Source organism: Streptococcus sp. 3874 (assembly GCF_013276425.1).
GTDB classification, from domain to species: Bacteria; Bacillota; Bacilli; order Lactobacillales; family Streptococcaceae; genus Streptococcus; species Streptococcus pseudopneumoniae.
The window spans coordinates 1-15,684 of record NZ_VMLA01000053.1 but is presented as its reverse complement, the minus strand read 5'-3'; the positions used below and the strand labels follow the sequence as shown (position 1 = coordinate 15,684).

Here is a 15,684-nt window from a genome sequence, read left to right as displayed (position 1 = left end):
TTTTCATTGAGTATTACTTGAGCAACTATACTATTTAGATTAGAAATAAAAGAAGCCATCAGGTTAGCATTTAACCTAAACAGCTCCTTGATTATCCTCCAAATAAACGAGCAAAAAAGCCTTTCTTAGTGGATTGGACTTCTTCTTTTGCTTGGTCCAGCTCTAGCTTAAGATTTTCTTGATCCTTCATGGCTTGAAGGGTCAATTGTTGCTGCTGATCCAGTTGTTTGTCTTTCTCAGCAATCTGACGGTCTTTGATGCGCATTTGCTCGTCTTTTTCTGATAACTGACGATCCTTGGCTTTTAATTGTTCATAAAGACGAAGAATTTCTGCATTCTTCTCATCAACCAGAATCTCCATCAGTTCACGTTGCTTGACATCTTCACTGACAGGCTCATCTTCAAAAATCGTTTTTTTATAGATTTCTTCTAGCTTAATCAAGCCACTTCTGGTAACGACTGTTACCCCTTTGTCATTTTTATCTGTGTCTTCTTCTGGTAATTCTTTGACACGGTTATTGATTGCTTGGCGAGATAATCCTAAGACCTCTGCAATCTCACTGACGGTCATTTCAATACTCATAATATCCTCTGAAACGTTTTCTAGCTTTTCTTTATTTAAATCTTATCATAAGCTAGAAAAACTGTCAAATTTTCGCTTAATTTAAGGCCTTCAAAAAGGCTAATAAGACTTGAGCAGAGCGACGTCCAGCTTCGATAATAAACTCATCAAAAGAGATGTTTGCTTCATGGTTGGCATTGTCACTCATAGCTCGAATGACTAAAACTGGAAGATTAAGGGCATGCGCTGCCTGAGCAATAGCTGCTCCTTCCATCTCAACTGCTAAAACTTCTGGAAAATGGGACTTAATCGCTTCTATCTTGTCATTTCCTGCAACAAAACTATCTCCTGTAGCAATCAAACCAAGATGCCAGTTCTGGTCCAATTGAGATAAACTCTCTTGGATTTTGGCAACAAAGGTTTTATCTGATTCGAAATAAAGCGGTTGTTGCGCCATTTGTCCATAAGCATAGCCAAAAGCTGTGACATCCACATCATGATAGGCTAATTTGTCAGCAATCACGACATCCCCAACAGTAATACCTTCTGCTACTGCTCCAGCAGATCCCGTGTTAATCAAAGCATCCACTTGAAAATGATCAGCCAAAATCGCCACACTCATAGCAGACATGACCTTACCAATTCCACTTTCTACAAGAACGACTTCATGCGAGGCAATGGTGCCTGTGTGATAGGTATTCCCTAAAACAACTTGCTCCTGGGCATTGTCTAAATGCTGGACCAGATACGCCAGTTCTTCTGGCATAGCCGCAATAATTCCTATTTTCATTTCAATTCCTTTTCTATTACAACAGTTTCATTGCTAAGACAAGCAAAATCAAGAGAAAGATGACTGCAAATAAGATTTTATTCAGTTTAGAATTGAAGACATTTCTCTTGGTGTTTTCAATGCGACGGCTTTTATGAATAGACGGTTCGACCTGAATCTTCAAGGTTTCTTGGCTAAAGCCATGATCCTTAGGATTGGCATAACCAAAACGGGAAGAAGAGGTTGGTAAAATCTTAGTCTCCTCATTATCATCTAGTAAAGGAGGACCTGAAATTTTTTCGCCTCTATTAGCTCTTTCAATCATTTCATCCGTTAATAAAGGTTTACCCATACTGACCTCCTCTATTTTTTGTGCAATTCCCAATATTGTACAGCCATAATTGTCTTGGCATCACAAATATGACCTGATTGGATTAATTTCTTGGCTTCTTCTAAGCTCAATTCAAGGACTTCTATGGTTTCATCCTCATCCTGCGGACGCGGATTTTCCACTTTTGTCAAATCGCTTGCTAGGTATAGTTTTAACTTCTCATTACAAAAGCCAATGGCTGAATAAAAGTCGTACAAGAGTTCTAACTTCCCTGTATAGGCTGTTTCTTCCTCTAATTCACGAAGGGCTGCTGCTATAGGGTCTGTGTTTTCTCCTACTTCCAACTTTCCGGCTGGAATTTCGTAAGAGACTTCCTCAATGGCTTTGCGGTACTGCTTGACCAAGATGAGTTTTTGCTCCTCCGTTACTGCTAAAACACAGACAGCTCCATTGTGGAAAATCAAATCCCGTTGGGCAGTTCCCTTACCTTCTGGTAATTCAACCTGATCTTGGACCAGTTTAAATATTGGTCCTTGATAGATTTCTTTTCGGCTAAGCGTTTTTTCTTCAAATTCCATGATAGGCTCCTACTGATTATTAGGATGATGAGGAAGGCGAGTCGCATATTCGTCTTTGTTGACCTGACGTCCGCGACCAATCGCAATAGCATCCGCTGGCACGTCTTTGGTAATAGTTGAACCAGCTCCAACGAGGGAATTGTCACCTAACTCTACTGGCGCAATAATGGTTGAATTCGAACCAACAAAGACATTGTTGCCAATGACTGTCTTGTATTTGTTTTTGCCGTCATAGTTGACTGTAATGGTTCCTGCACCAAAATTAACCTTGCTACCCACTTCACAGTTTCCGATATAAGTCAAATGACCAGCCTTGCTATTCTCACCGATTGAAGACCCTTTCACCTCAACAAAGTTACCAATATGAACTTGGGCACCCAGACTTGAACCTGGACGAATGTGGGCATAAGGACCGACTGTCACTCCGTCTGCAACACTACTTTCCTCAATCATAGAATTGGTAATGACAGCTCCTGCTCCAATAGTGCTGTCCACTACATAAGTACCATTTGTCAAAACAGTCTCAGCACCAATTTTCGTTTGCCCCTTCAAGGTAACATTGGCTTCGATTTGAACTTCAGAAGCAATCTCAACATCAATATCAATATAAGTTACTTCTGGATTGACAAAGCTAACCCCATTGACCATGTGTTGATGATTGATGCGGCGACGCATAACTGACTCAGCTGTCGCAAGAGCCACACGGTCATTTACACCAAGACTTTCATCAAAATCTTTCAAAGTATAAGCGCCAACTTTTTCACCAGCTTCACGGAAAATGCCAATGACATCTGTGATATAGTATTCTCCTTGAGCATTGTTGGTATTGATATTTTTCAAAGCCTCAAACAAACGTTCGTTGTCAAAAACGTATGTTCCAGTGTTGATTTCCTTGATTTGTTTTTCAAAATCTGTGGCATCCTTTTGCTCAACAATACGAAGAACCTCAGCATTGTCATTACGAACAATTCGTCCATAGCCAAAAGGATTATCCGTTTCAGCAGTCAAGATAGTGGCCACATTTTTATGATTGATGTGGAAATCAATCAAGTTTTTCAAACTTTCACCAGTGATTAAAGGAGTATCTCCTGCAATGACCAAGGTGTGACCGGACAAACCTTCTAAGATTGGCTCTGTCATCATAACTGCATGGCCTGTCCCTAACTGTTCAGATTGAGTCACAAATTCTGTCTGTCCAGCCAAGACCTCCTCAACCAATTCTGCCTTGTGTCCTACAACTGTTACTGTCTTTTCAGGTTGGATAGCTCCCACACTACGGAAAACATGTTCCAGCATAGAAATACCCGCAACCTTGTGCAACACTTTTGGCAAATCAGATTTCATGCGAGTCCCTTTACCCGCTGCTAAAATAATGGCAAAATTTGACATAATCTTCTCTTTTCTGTAGAAATTCCCTTTTATTATACCATATTTCAAATCATTCCGCGCTCTTGAATGAAAAAATGCTCCAAAGTCCTTTCCTTAACCCATTTTTTTGATTTTTTTTGATTTTTAGGGTAAAATCATAAGATATGAGAAAACAAATTCATCCACTTATTTTATTTGGTTTTTTTGGGATCATAATTTTCATTTTAATCATCAATCGCCCACTTAATGACAACCAATCCTTTAAAACAAAATCCAACATAGCGCAGATTGAAGCACAGGCTTTGAAACACTTAGACAAACCGATTATTGACCTCTCTGGCTGGCAGCGTCCTGAGGAAATCAACTACGATGCCCTCTCACAAAATATTTCAGGCGCTATTGTTCGTGTTCACAGTGGTGCTCAAACGACAAAAGAAAATGATGCTTCCTTTATCAATGGAATAGACAAGGCCTATAAGAGTCATATCACTGAACTTCAAAAGCGGAATGTCCCAGTTGGGGTCTACGCTTATGTAGCTGGAAAAAGTGTCCAAGAAATGGAAAAGGCCGCCGAAGTTTTCTACAATGCTGCCTCTCCTTACAGCCCTAGTTACTATTGGCTAGACGTAGAAGACAAAACCATGTCCAATATGAACGAGGGTGTTGAAGCCTTTCGAGCAAAACTAGCATCACTAGGTGCTAAAAACATCGGCATCTACGTTGGGGTCTATTTCATGGAAGAACATAGTATTGATACAGGCAAGTTTACCTCTGTTTGGATTCCGTCCTACGGCTCTAACTCAGGATTTTTGGAGAGCAGTCCTAAAACTGACTTAGATTATGATATTCACCAATACACATCTAAAGGAAAAATTGCCGGCTTTGACCACGATTTGGATATCAACGTCATCTCTCCCTTAAAAAACAAAGAAGAAACCTTTAGAAAAATCTTTTTAAAACCTTAAAAGCATTTGTTTAGCATTTGCTTTTTCTTTTTGTGTTTGATTGTGATACAATATAGTAAGGATTTTTTGAAATAGAAATAGTTGGAGGAACTATATGCTCTCATGGTTAGCGCGCCTTATTAAAGGGATTGTGATTGCTCTTGGATTTATCTTACCGGGAATTTCCGGAGGGGTTCTAGCAGCAATCTTAGGAATCTATGAACGAATGATTGGTTTTCTGGCCCATCCCTTTAAAGACTTTAAAGAAAATGTTTTGTACTTTATTCCAGTTGCCATCGGTATGCTTCTGGGAATCGGCTTATTTTCTTATCCGATTGAATACTTGCTTGAAAATTATCAGGTCTTTGTCTTATGGAGCTTTGCAGGTGCCATCATTGGTACGGTTCCTAGCCTTCTTAAAGAATCAACTCGAGAATCTGACCGAGACAAGATTGATTTAGCTTGGTTCTGGGCAACCTTTATCATTTCTGGGCTAGGTCTCTATGCCTTAAATTTTGTAGTTGGAACCTTAAGTGCCAGCTTTCTTAATTTCGTCCTAGTTGGTGCACTGCTGGCTCTTGGCGTATTAGTTCCTGGTCTCAGTCCATCAAATCTACTTTTGATTTTGGGACTCTATGCTCCTATGTTGACTGGTTTTAAAACCTTTGACCTCTTGGGAACCTTCTTCCCGATTGGAATCGGAGCAGGCGCAACTCTCATCATTTTTTCAAAATTGATGGATTATGCCTTAAACAACTACCACTCACGCGTCTATCATTTCATCATCGGTATCGTCCTATCAAGTACTCTTTTGATTTTGATTCCAAATGCAGGGAACGCTGAAAGTATCCAATACACTGGTCTTTCTCTTGTTGGGTATGTCATCATCGCCTTCTTCTTTGCGTTGGGAATTTGGCTTGGTATTTGGATGAGCCAATTGGAGGATAAGTATAAATAATGGCAAAAAAAGTTAAAATCAAAAAAACATTGGTGGAACAAATCCTATCTAAAGCAGGTATCCCACATCAGGGGATTCAAATCAATGCCCTGGAAGGAGAGCTTCCTCAAAGTTATGAACGAGATCAGATTTTCAAAACCTTGGCTCTTTTGGGAGACAAGACAGGACCGATTATCGGAATTGTCCCTATCACTCAGCACTTGTCTGAAAAGAAACTAGCTAAAATTTCTGGCAATAAAAAAGTGAGCATGATTCCACAAAAGGACTTGGAAAAAACAACTGGTTACATTCATGGAGCTAATAATCCTGTCGGAATTCGTCAGAAACACAATTACCCCATTTTTATCGATAAAATCGCCCTAGACTTGGATCAAATGATTGTCTCTGCTGGCGAAGTTGGTCACAGCATTATCGTCGCGCCACAAGACTTGGCTAACTTTGTAAAAGCCGACTTTGTAGATATTTTGGAGGACAGCAAGTAATGAAACTCTACTTTGTCCGCCACGGTCGTACCGTCTGGAACCAAGAAGGGCGTTTTCAAGGTGCTAGTGGAGATTCTCCCCTTCTTCCTGAATCCATTGAAACCCTAAAACAACTTGGCCAATATCTCAAGGAAATTCCTTTTAATCAGATTTATTCAAGCGATTTACCTCGAGCGGTCAGATCTGCCGAGATTATCCAAAGTCAACTCAGGACCCCCTGTCCTTTAGAAAGCGTTCCTAATCTCCGTGAATGGCAGCTGGGGAAGTTGGAAGGTTTGAAAATTGCAACCTTGGAAGCTATTTACCCGCAACAAATCCAGGCTTTCCGTACTAATCTTGCTCAATTTGACACTCAAATGTTTGGAGCCGAATCCCTCTATAGCACAACACAACGAACTATCCAATTTATCAAATCATTAAAAGATAGTCCATCTGAGCGTATTCTAATTGTCGGACACGGCGCCAATCTTACTGCCAGTCTTCGTACTCTTCTAGGATATAAAGAACCACTTCTTCGTAAAGATGGCGGTCTAGCAAATGCCAGCCTGACCATTCTAGAAACCCATGATTTTGAAACGTTTACTCTCGATACTTGGAATGATACTTCTTATCAATCATAATTATAGCCTAGTCTTCTGAACTAGAACCATAGGAGATATAGTCAGTTGAAACAAAAATAAGACAAAAGAGACTCGTAAAAAGGTATTGCAACTTGCCAATACCTTTTTGATATGAACACATGTCTTCTCAACAGAATTGTAGAGCAAAATGAAATATGAACTGAATAAATTGATTTGAGAATTTAAATCAATTTATAAGAATGTTTTAGAAGCAGTGATGTACTAGTTCAGATTCACTTTTCTATACTAATACTCTTCGAAAATCTCTTCAAACCGCGTCAACGTCGCCTTGCNNTTCCTAGTTTGCTCTTTGATTTTCATTGAGTATAAGATGAGTAGGGAGGAAGAGGTAAAAGTTTATGCCCAAACTCTTCACATAAGAACTCTAGCTTACCCATTCTATGGAATCTTGCATTATCCATTAAAACTTCCAACTCATACTCTTCTAAAATCTATTCAAACCACGTCAGCTTCACATTATATATGTTGGTGACCTCATAAGACTTATCTGCAACCTCAAAGCTGTTCTTTGAGCAGCCTACAGCTAGCTTCCTAGTTTAATCTTTGCTTTTCACTGAGTATTAAGTTAAAAAATGGGGCTAGTCAAAAAGTCTTTAAAATCAAAAAACGCATAATATCAGGTATTGAAAACCTTGTACTATGCGTTTTATTGTGGGAAGATTTACTTCATTTTTTCCTGAAGTCGAGTTTTTTCCCTGACTTATTGATTTGGACTATTCGTTTGATGTACTACTGCTTGAGCTTGAATCTCCACCACCGATATATTGGGTAAAGATATTTTGGAAGGCTTGGTCCTTAACCTTGATATTGACTGCTTGCAATTCTTTTCCGATAATGCTTTGAACAAATGTTGAATCATTTTGTTTTTGAGTCAAGATAACAGTTTTTAATTTTTCTTTGTAGTCATCAATATTAGATGATTTTTCTGTTTTCTTAATGAGTTTTACAATGTAATATTGGCTACTGTAGGCTTGTGTGCCAGTTGCTGTAATCACATCAGAAACGCCGTTTACATCTAAAGCGAAAGCGGCTTTCTTGACTTGCTCAGGTACTTCCGTTGAAGCAGAATCAAAGGTAATTTCTCCACCATTTTCTTTTGTTTTTTCATCAGTTGAGTTATCTTTGGCTAATTGAGCAAAATCAGCACCTTCTGCCTTGGCTTTTTCGAGAACTTCTTTGGCCTTGTCTTCATTGTCCAAACGGATGATTTGAGCCGTTACATCTGGAGTGTATTCGTCAAAGGCCTTCTTGTAAGCATCATCTGTCAATTCAGCTTCTGCTGCCTTCTTAACTGCCAACTCAACTAATTTACTTGTACGAATTTGAGCTTTACGTGTTTCAAGAGTCATACCTGCTTGTGACAAGACACGTTGGTAGTTTTCACCATATTGTTTTTCTTCTTCGGCAATAGTATCATCAACCTCTTTATCATCAAGCTCTGAGCCATATTGTTTTTCAAAAACTTTTTGGATGGTCATATTTAACAAGACTTGTTGGGCTGAAGGGTTGCTTTTCACTTGCTCATAAAATTGATGTTCTGTGATGACATCCCCTTTCATGCTGATAAGGTCTGCCCCTTCTGAACCTTTCGAACAAGCTGCTAAAGTTGCTACTGATAATAGTGTAATGGCACCTGCCAATAGTTTTTTCTTCATGTCTACTCCTTTGAGATAAGTGTTACTCTATCTATTTTACTATATTTTCTTAAATTTTTCTGAAAATCATTCGCTGTCAGGCAATTGAACATCTGCTACATTTTTACGAAGCATGAGAATGCCGTCCCCCAGAGGTACTAATGTTGCGGTGAGTCCTGGATTGTCTAAGGTTGCATCAAATAGTCTTTGAAGTCCTCGATAAATGGTTCGCTGGCCACGACGAACTTCCATAATGTCCTTGGCAACATCACCACCTTGAAAAATATCATCCAAGACAACCACACCTCCAACTTCCAAATGTTTGAGGATTTCTGGCAGAAAGACGATGTATTTAGACTTGGCAGAATCCATAAAGACGAAATCATAAGACTCTGTCAGTGTAGATAAGACGTCTACCGCATCTCCCTCTAGGAGAGTGATTTGCTTGCGACTGTCAAACTGGGCAAAATTTTCCTTGGCAAAACCAATCATTTCTGGATTACGGTCAATGGTTGTAATCTTAGCATTTGGCGCATGCTCTGCCATCAAGAGAGCTGAAAAACCGATAGCCGTCCCAATTTCCAGAATGTTTTTAGGTTGCATGGTTTCCATGAGAAACCTGAAATAAACAACCGTTTCATGGGGAATAATGGGAATATTTTCCTTGCGGGCAAAGTCTTCCAATTCTTTCAAGGAACCTGTGACTTGCTTTTGACGCTGACGCATCAAGTCTACAATTTCTTCCTTGACGACAGGGCGACGCATGTTATGGTTGGCATTTTTACTATACGATTCAACCATCTTACGCCAATCCCAATTTTTCAACAAGGGCTTCAAACTCATTCAAACGACGTTCAAAGACTGCAAAGGCATCGTTGAGATAGTCTTCCTTCTCCATATCAACGCCAGCTTTTCTCATGACATTAAGTGGATAGTCAGATTTACCTGCCTTGAGGTAGTCGATATAGCGGTCACGGTCTTCTTGACTACCATGGACAATTTTTTCAGCCAAGGCTGAGGCCGCCGCAAAGCCTGTTGAATATTGGTATACATAGTAGTTATAGTAGAAGTGTGGAATCCGAGCCCACTCGTATTGGATTTCCGGATTGTCTTCCTTACTCAAACCATAATACTCTTGGTTCAAGTCAGCATAGAGTTTATTTAAGAAATCGCTTGTCAAGACTTCACCATTTTGATCCGCTTGGTGAATCGCGTGTTCAAACTCAGCAAATTGAGTTTGGCGGAAAACTGTCCCACGGAAACCGTCTAGGAAGTTATTGAGAATAGCAAAGCGCGTTGCATCGTCTTCCACTTCTTCCAATAATTTCTCCGTCAAGATATTTTCATTGGTCGTTGAGGCAATCTCAGCCAAGAAGATCGAATAATCTCCGTAAACATAAGGTTGCGTTTCACGAGTATAGCTTGAATGCATACTGTGACCTGTTTCATGAACAAGAGTAAAGAGATTGTCCAGATTGTCCTGCCAGTTAAGAAGCATAAAGGCATTGGTATCGTAAGAACCACCAGAATAGGCACCTGAACGCTTTCCTTGGTTTTCGTAAACATCAATCCAACGCTCGCTGAAGGCACGTTTAACACGGCTCAAGTAATCCTCACCCAAGACTGCCAAGGCATCTTCTGCTTTTCTCAAGGCTTCTTGGTAGGTAAAACTATATTCAACAGATGAAAGTGGTGTGTAGACATCGTACATCTTGAGATCTGAAATTCCCAAGATTTTTGAACGAAGTTCAAGGTAACGATGCAAGAGTGGCAAATGCTTGCGAACTGCTGCTACCAAATTGTCATAAACATTTTCTGGAACAAAATTAGCCGCTAGGGCTGCATGACGAGCGCTCTTGTAGTTGCGAACTTTAGCACGATAGTTTTGCACCTTAACATTGGTTTGCAAGGTTTTAGCATAGGTGTGTTGGAATTGTTCGTAAGTCGCATAAAGGGCTTGATAGGCCCCACGGCGAATCTCACGATTTTTAGACTCCATCAAACGTGTGTAGGTCCCATGAGATAGCTGAACTTCCTTACCATCATCGTCGAGGACATAAGGGAACACAATATCCGCATTGTCCAAAATAGCGAAGGTTTCGCTTGCTGAACCAAAGATTTCTCCAGCTCCAGCTAATAATTCTTCTTCGCGTTGTGAAAGAACATGATCCTTTCCTTGCAAAAGCTTGTCAAAATAGTGTTGATAAACCTGCAATTTTGGTTGAGACTCTAAAAAGTCAGCATACTGCTTTTCACTAATTTCCATAAATTCAGGATCATAGAATGAAAAGGCTTGGTCTAGCTGACTATAGAGTGTCATTGCTTTGGCATAGTACTCTTGATACTTAGCTTCACGTGTATCCTGATCATTCTTCATATGAGCATAAACGTAAAGCTTCTCCATCTGGCGTTCCATTTCAAGAGAAAATTCAGTAATTTCGAGTAGGCTATCCGCACTATCCAAGAGATGGCCTTCATACTGGGCTACTGTCTCCAGCTGTTCTGTTAAATCTTTTAAGGCTTCTTCCCAAGCCTGGTCAGTTGGGTAGATCGTTGATAGATCCCATGTATCTTTTTCATTTATTTCGTTTCTTTGTAATACCATTAGATTCCTCCATCCTTTCTATTCTACCATATTTTTCAAGAAATATTGCTGATAAAAGGCTGGTGGATAAAGCTTTTGCCAATCATTTTGAGGATTTTCTTGGTAATAGATTTGAAAATACTGATAATAGCTGGTCAAATCCTTCTCAATTTGGCAAAAATCACCTACTAGTGGTCGAATTTGTGGATACCATTCTTTCAGCCCATAAGTCAGGACATTTTCTCCCTTTTGATAGGCTTCTGCTTGTTCTTTCATCCAAATGGGATTTTGATAGTACAGTTGTTGCCGGATATAACAACAGATGTCCTTATCCTCAGAAACTGTAAAATGAGATATTTTTTGTTTCTTATAGGGAAAACGTAATATCTCCAGTAGACTACCTTGACCACAGGGAAATTCCTTGATTTGATAATGGAGTTTACCTCGAAGATCCTGGTGTATGAGATATTTAAGCCTTAAAATCTGCTTTCCCTTGTCTACTTCCCAAACATAAAAGCCCATGTTTTGACTAAAATAGAGAAAACCTTGTTGCAGACGAGTCAAACGCTCCTTGAGCCAAAGTTTTTCTCCCAGTAGCCACAGTACTTGGTAACCCTGGCTACGATAACCCTCACTGCGCTCTTTAAGAACTTTTTGTGGCAAGGGACTACATTGAACCTCTAAAGCTAGATTGCCATTTACAAACACATCCGCAATCTGTTTAAGTTCTGGAAGCAGGTATTCTAATTGAACCTCTGAATCTTTTTTCAACCAGTGATAAAGTGATTCCTTATTGGCCAGATGTTCTGAACTTTCATTTTCAGAGGAATAATCACAGTCTTTTAAGGATTTATGGGCAAAATGGGTCCGTACACTTGGTCCTTGACGCAAACGAAGCTGACCTCCACAAGCTGGGCAGGTGTATGCTTGCTTCTCAAGCTTATCCTCTAACACATTTACCAATTTTCCCCTAGCATCTCTCGCAACAAACATGATTTCCCTCCTTTTCTATATTATTCGTAAAAAAGAAAAAAGATCAGGAAAATTCCTAATCTTCATTCATTTTTATTTGATTTTCTTGGCTAGCATGGTCGCAAAGCGTAGTTGAATACGATTGCCATTTTCATCGCGACGGTGCAAATGGCCTGGATTTTCATTGTACTTAACCAATTCCCAATCCTTGTAATAGTCTGCCAATTCCCCTTCTTTAAAGGTGAATGGGAAGTTCACTGAGCAAGGATAATCCTCCGTGTCCATAGCACAAACGATAAGATTATAGCCACCAACACTGGTTTTATCCTGCATATTTTGAATAATAGCTGGAATGCAGTCTGCTTGTAGAAACATGAGAACAACAGTTGATACGATAAAATCATATTCTTGCCCAATGCTAGCTGAATTGATATCGTAAAGACCAACAGTCATGTCCAGATCTTCTTGCTCCACAATACTTTGCAAGATTTCAAGGGTCAGGTCATTTTGATCTACAGCCGTCACATCAAAACCTTGCTGGGCTAGAAAAAGAGAATTGCGCCCCTGACCACAACCCAAATCCAAAGCTTTCCCTGGTTTTACTGTCTGCATGGCCTCTAGAACCTCTGAATGAAAAGGATTGGTATTGTATTTCTTAGGGAAATAATCCTCAGGTTTACAATAAAATTCCAAGTACCATTCCACATCATCTGTGGCAGCTTCCACTCGGTGCCAGACTTGTGGTTGTGCCATGGGATTATCTGCCCCTGCTTCAAAGAGGTGTTCAGCTAGAACTTCCCCTTCTTCTGTCAATTCAATAAACTTGAGAGCTCCCTTCAAGACAGTAATTTTCCCCAAGTCCCAACTTTTGTATTGTGCTTTTGCTGAACAGCTTCAGGCATGGTTTCTTTAGTCTACAAAGGCATGCGTTTATAGGCAACTAATTTTTCCATTTTCAATTCCTCTTTTTATCGCTGATTAACAGCTTTCATCACGCGCGCGATGTCGCGGTTTTGCTCACGACGTTTGATAGACTCTCTCTTATCGTAGTCATGCTTCCCTTTAGCTAAACCTAAAAGAAGCTTGGCATAACCGTCTTTGATATAGACTTTAAGAGGAACCAGGGTCATTCCTGTCCCTTTAGTCTCTTGTTCCAACTTTTGGATTTGCTTTTTATGGAGCAGGAGTTTACGACGACGTTCTGGTTCTTGGTTCCAGATATTGCCCTCTTCGTAAGGAGCGATATGGACATTGCTCAACCAGACCTCTCCATTTTTTACTTGGGCAAAGCCATCCTTGAGATTGATTCGAGCAGCTCGTACACTCTTGATTTCAGTTCCAGTCAGAACCATCCCTGCCTCTAGCGTATCTATGATTGTATAGTCGTGGCGCGCCTTTTTATTTTGTGCGACGACCTTTCCCTCGCCCTTTGCCATGCTTGGCTCCTTTCTTAGCTACTTCCTTGTAAAAAGGTTTCTTTCCTTTTTTCTTCTTGTCTTTTTGTGAATGCTTGCGCTTATCATTTGAGCGTCCTGATTTTCTCTTATCTTCCTTCTTATCTGAACGACGATTTGAACCACGCCCTCTGTCACTACGATTAGACTGTTTTAAGCCTTTTTCAATCACATCAAACTCACTTGGGATGTAAGAGAAGTCAATTTCACCCGTCATCTTGTCGGCTCTTTCAACTCGGATACGGATTTGCTGACCTACACGGAAAGTTGTTCCTGATTTCTCCCCACGAAGAGTCAAATCACGCTCATTGAAATGATAAAATTCAGGTAGATTTGTGATGTGAATCAAGCCTTCAACTGTGTTTGGCAATTCAACAAAGAGACCAAACTTGACAATGCTGGACACAACCGCATCGTACTCTTCGCCCACGTATTCTTCCATATACTCAGCCTTTTTCATGGCTTCGACTTCACGCTCAGCCTCAATGGCACGACGTTCACGGTTGGAAGACTGGGTCGCAATCTCTGGAATCACTTGCTCAAAATGCTCTGCTATTTCCTTAGAACGGCCGTAATCACGAATCATACGGTGAACAAGAAGGTCTGGATAACGACGAATCGGACTAGTAAAGTGAGTATAATAGTCAGCCGCAAGTCCATAATGCCCGTGATTATACTCCGAATAACGAGCCTGCTGCATGGAGCGAAGAAGCATCATGGACAATACATCTGCATAAGGTTCCCCCTCAACTGCTCGCATAATATCTTGAAGTGCCTCTTGACTCATTTCACTAGCAGTCCCATAGATTCGAATACCGAAACTCGAAGCATAATCAATAAACTTCTGAACCTTTTCAGCCTTAGGCTCCTCGTGAATTCGATAGATAAAAGGTAGGTCCAGCTTGCTGAAATGCTCGGCAACTGTTTCATTGGCCATCAACATAAAAGACTCAATCATCCGCTCGGCAACACCACGCTGACGAAGAACGATATCAACAGGCTTACCTTGTTTATCCACTAAAATCTTGGCTTCATTGGTATCGAAATTGAGGGCTCCACGTTTCACACGCATGTTTTCTAGCCTTTCGTGAAGTTTGGCCATAAGTTCGATACTAGGAACAATTTTCTGATACTCTTGTCTCTTTTCCTCGTCGCTTGCTAGGATATCATTGACATCGCTATAGGTCATCCGATAGCTTGTCTTGATAACCGTTTGTGTGATGGTGTAGTTGACTACACGACCATGTTTATCAATCTCCATAATAGCAGACTGGGTCAGACGGTCAACTTGGGGATTGAGAGAACAGATGCCATTTGATAGTCGTTCTGGAAGCATTGGAACCACACGGTCAGTCACATAGACAGAAGTTGCGCGGTTAAGAGCTTCCTTATCAAGGGCAGACCCCTCGGTCACATAGTAGGAAACATCTGCGATGTGAACACCAAGCTCCAGATTTCCATTTTTCAAGGCCTTGATATGCACCGCATCGTCCAAGTCCTTGGCGTCAGCACCATCGATGGTAAAGATAATCTCATCTCTTAGATCCAGACGACCTTCCGTATCCTTTTTAGACGGAGCATCAGGCACACTTTCTGCTTCCTTGACAACAGCTTCTGGAAACTCGGATACAATGTCCATTGATTCCAAGACCTCAAGAACATCAATTCCGACATCTGTTGAGTGTCCCACCACATCGAGAACACTCGCGACAAAGAAATCATGTTTCTTGCTTGGGTATTTATCGATAAAGACCTTGAGAACTTCTGTTCCCTCCAGTTTAAGGGCTGGTTTCTTAACATAGATGGGTTGGCTGATTTTCTGATTTTTCGAACGGATATAGCCTGCATACTTAGGTTTTTCCTGATCCAGAACGATTTGACCTACAACAGTTGTCAAACTGTGTTCTAAGATATCAATAATTTTTGCTTCTGCTGCTGTTCCCTTATTGCGGTCAGCGACTTTCTTAATCACTACCTCAACGGTATCACCATCAATAGCATAGTTGACATCGTTTTTTCCTACAAAAAGGTCGTCCTCCTCGCCTTCCAGACTAACAAAGCCAAAGCCATTTTTATGGGCATGAAAAATCCCCTTGAGGGTAATCTCATGTTTTTTCTTAATTTCTAATGTCAGACTACCATCTTCTTCAAAGCGTATCTGATGCTTTCTTTCCATTAGGGACAAGGTTTTAATCAACTCACGAAAATCCTTGGAACTATCTTTTCCCAAAGCCTGAGCCAAATCATTAACAGTCACCTTTCCCTTATCTTGTAAATATTCTTTTATTCTATCTTTCATATTTTCTTTCTAGATTTTTTAATTTTCTTTTACTGTAAAACCTTCTCAAACATCCTTTCATACTCAATAAAAATCAAAGAGCAAACTAAAAAGCTAGCCGCAGGTTGC

The 15,684-nt window shown here is 40.3% G+C and carries 16 protein-coding genes and 1 pseudogene; 4 read left to right on the top strand and 13 right to left on the bottom strand.

Annotated features, from left to right (window positions below; all coding sequences use genetic code 11):
• Positions 1-91 precede the first annotated feature (91 nt).
• From rocS to glmU, 5 genes are all read right to left on the bottom strand, one after another.
• Positions 92-583, bottom strand: coding sequence for a chromosome segregation protein RocS (gene rocS / locus HT703_RS05815; protein WP_000021242.1), 492 nt, complete (start codon positions 581-583; stop codon positions 92-94).
• A 76-nt stretch (positions 584-659) separates the two neighbouring features.
• On the bottom strand, positions 660-1,352 hold the full coding sequence (locus tag HT703_RS05810) for a 5'-methylthioadenosine/adenosylhomocysteine nucleosidase (protein ID WP_172929973.1): 693 nt from the start codon (positions 1,350-1,352) through the stop codon (positions 660-662).
• Between the two features lie 16 nt (positions 1,353-1,368).
• Positions 1,369-1,683, bottom strand: a complete 315-nt coding sequence (gene macP, locus HT703_RS05805; protein ID WP_000517865.1) for a cell wall synthase accessory phosphoprotein MacP — start codon at positions 1,681-1,683, stop codon at positions 1,369-1,371.
• An 11-nt stretch (positions 1,684-1,694) separates the two neighbouring features.
• A complete protein-coding gene (locus HT703_RS05800) occupies positions 1,695-2,240 on the bottom strand; it encodes an NUDIX hydrolase (protein ID WP_054392579.1) in 546 nt (181 codons plus the stop codon).
• 9 nt (positions 2,241-2,249) lie between these two features.
• On the bottom strand, positions 2,250-3,629 hold the full coding sequence (glmU, locus tag HT703_RS05795; protein ID WP_054392580.1) for a bifunctional UDP-N-acetylglucosamine diphosphorylase/glucosamine-1-phosphate N-acetyltransferase GlmU: 1,380 nt from the start codon (positions 3,627-3,629) through the stop codon (positions 2,250-2,252).
• 143 nt (positions 3,630-3,772) lie between these two features.
• On the opposite strand from glmU, the gene HT703_RS05790 reads away from it, so the two are divergent.
• From HT703_RS05790 to HT703_RS05775, 4 genes are all read left to right on the top strand, one after another.
• Positions 3,773-4,573 (top strand): glycoside hydrolase family 25 protein, encoded by an 801-nt coding sequence (locus tag HT703_RS05790; RefSeq protein ID WP_054388320.1) that lies wholly within the window; start codon positions 3,773-3,775, stop codon positions 4,571-4,573.
• Positions 4,574-4,667: 94 nt separating this feature from the next.
• Positions 4,668-5,510, top strand: coding sequence for a DUF368 domain-containing protein (locus HT703_RS05785; RefSeq protein ID WP_172929972.1), 843 nt, complete (start codon positions 4,668-4,670; stop codon positions 5,508-5,510).
• Positions 5,510-5,992, top strand: a complete 483-nt coding sequence (locus HT703_RS05780; RefSeq protein ID WP_023937377.1) for an aminoacyl-tRNA deacylase — start codon at positions 5,510-5,512, stop codon at positions 5,990-5,992. Before HT703_RS05785 ends, HT703_RS05780 begins: the two co-directional genes overlap by 1 nt.
• Positions 5,992-6,612, top strand: a complete 621-nt coding sequence (locus HT703_RS05775) for a histidine phosphatase family protein (RefSeq protein WP_023937379.1) — start codon at positions 5,992-5,994, stop codon at positions 6,610-6,612. The genes HT703_RS05780 and HT703_RS05775 overlap by 1 nt, the downstream gene beginning before the upstream one ends.
• Before the next feature lie 332 nt (positions 6,613-6,944).
• Here the strand turns inward: HT703_RS05775 and HT703_RS05770 are convergent.
• The 8 genes and pseudogenes from HT703_RS05770 to rnr form a co-directional block, all read right to left on the bottom strand.
• Positions 6,945-7,040 (bottom strand): annotated as a pseudogene (locus HT703_RS05770) (IS630 family transposase); the annotation flags it as partial.
• Positions 7,041-7,346: 306 nt separating this feature from the next.
• Positions 7,347-8,288 carry a peptidylprolyl isomerase PrsA gene (gene prsA, locus HT703_RS05765; protein ID WP_000727950.1) on the bottom strand — a complete coding sequence of 314 codons (942 nt, stop codon included), beginning with the start codon at positions 8,286-8,288 and terminating at the stop codon, positions 7,347-7,349.
• Positions 8,289-8,354: 66 nt separating this feature from the next.
• The gene (locus tag HT703_RS05760) at positions 8,355-9,068 is read right to left on the bottom strand and encodes an O-methyltransferase (RefSeq protein ID WP_007285038.1); all 714 of its coding nucleotides are present in this window, start codon (positions 9,066-9,068) and stop codon (positions 8,355-8,357) included.
• 1 nt (position 9,069) lies between these two features.
• The gene (gene pepF / locus HT703_RS05755) at positions 9,070-10,872 is read right to left on the bottom strand and encodes an oligoendopeptidase F (RefSeq protein ID WP_000244148.1); all 1,803 of its coding nucleotides are present in this window, start codon (positions 10,870-10,872) and stop codon (positions 9,070-9,072) included.
• Positions 10,873-10,890: 18 nt separating this feature from the next.
• Positions 10,891-11,844 carry a competence protein CoiA family protein gene (locus HT703_RS05750; protein WP_000495916.1) on the bottom strand — a complete coding sequence of 318 codons (954 nt, stop codon included), beginning with the start codon at positions 11,842-11,844 and terminating at the stop codon, positions 10,891-10,893.
• 72 nt (positions 11,845-11,916) lie between these two features.
• Entirely contained in the window at positions 11,917-12,681 is a 765-nt protein-coding gene (gene tehB, locus HT703_RS05745) for an SAM-dependent methyltransferase TehB (RefSeq protein WP_007285037.1), read from the bottom strand.
• A 110-nt stretch (positions 12,682-12,791) separates the two neighbouring features.
• Positions 12,792-13,259 (bottom strand): SsrA-binding protein SmpB, encoded by a 468-nt coding sequence (gene smpB, locus HT703_RS05740; protein ID WP_001051744.1) that lies wholly within the window; start codon positions 13,257-13,259, stop codon positions 12,792-12,794.
• A complete protein-coding gene (gene rnr, locus HT703_RS05735; RefSeq protein WP_023937384.1) occupies positions 13,222-15,576 on the bottom strand; it encodes a ribonuclease R in 2,355 nt (784 codons plus the stop codon). The genes smpB and rnr overlap by 38 nt, the downstream gene beginning before the upstream one ends.
• Positions 15,577-15,684: the final 108 nt, after the last annotated feature.

Excerpts from the sequence above, each read along its gene's own strand:
- HT703_RS05785 (WP_172929972.1), top strand. The coding sequence starts at position 4,668 with ATGCTCTCATGGTTAGCGCGCCTTATTAAAGGGATTGTGATTGCTCTT.
- glmU (WP_054392580.1), bottom strand. The coding sequence starts at position 3,629 with ATGTCAAATTTTGCCATTATTTTAGCAGCGGGTAAAGGGACTCGCATG.
- macP (WP_000517865.1), bottom strand. The coding sequence starts at position 1,683 with ATGGGTAAACCTTTATTAACGGATGAAATGATTGAAAGAGCTAATAGA.
- HT703_RS05800 (WP_054392579.1), bottom strand. The coding sequence starts at position 2,240 with ATGGAATTTGAAGAAAAAACGCTTAGCCGAAAAGAAATCTATCAAGGA.
- prsA (WP_000727950.1), bottom strand. The coding sequence starts at position 8,288 with ATGAAGAAAAAACTATTGGCAGGTGCCATTACACTATTATCAGTAGCA.
- pepF (WP_000244148.1), bottom strand. The coding sequence starts at position 10,872 with ATGGTATTACAAAGAAACGAAATAAATGAAAAAGATACATGGGATCTA.
- HT703_RS05780 (WP_023937377.1), top strand. The coding sequence starts at position 5,510 with ATGGCAAAAAAAGTTAAAATCAAAAAAACATTGGTGGAACAAATCCTA.
- HT703_RS05750 (WP_000495916.1), bottom strand. The coding sequence starts at position 11,844 with ATGTTTGTTGCGAGAGATGCTAGGGGAAAATTGGTAAATGTGTTAGAG.
- smpB (WP_001051744.1), bottom strand. The coding sequence starts at position 13,259 with ATGGCAAAGGGCGAGGGAAAGGTCGTCGCACAAAATAAAAAGGCGCGC.
- HT703_RS05760 (WP_007285038.1), bottom strand. The coding sequence starts at position 9,068 with ATGGTTGAATCGTATAGTAAAAATGCCAACCATAACATGCGTCGCCCT.
- rocS (WP_000021242.1), bottom strand. The coding sequence starts at position 583 with ATGAGTATTGAAATGACCGTCAGTGAGATTGCAGAGGTCTTAGGATTA.
- rnr (WP_023937384.1), bottom strand. The coding sequence starts at position 15,576 with ATGAAAGATAGAATAAAAGAATATTTACAAGATAAGGGAAAGGTGACT.
- HT703_RS05790 (WP_054388320.1), top strand. The coding sequence starts at position 3,773 with ATGAGAAAACAAATTCATCCACTTATTTTATTTGGTTTTTTTGGGATC.
- HT703_RS05775 (WP_023937379.1), top strand. The coding sequence starts at position 5,992 with ATGAAACTCTACTTTGTCCGCCACGGTCGTACCGTCTGGAACCAAGAA.
- HT703_RS05810 (WP_172929973.1), bottom strand. The coding sequence starts at position 1,352 with ATGAAAATAGGAATTATTGCGGCTATGCCAGAAGAACTGGCGTATCTG.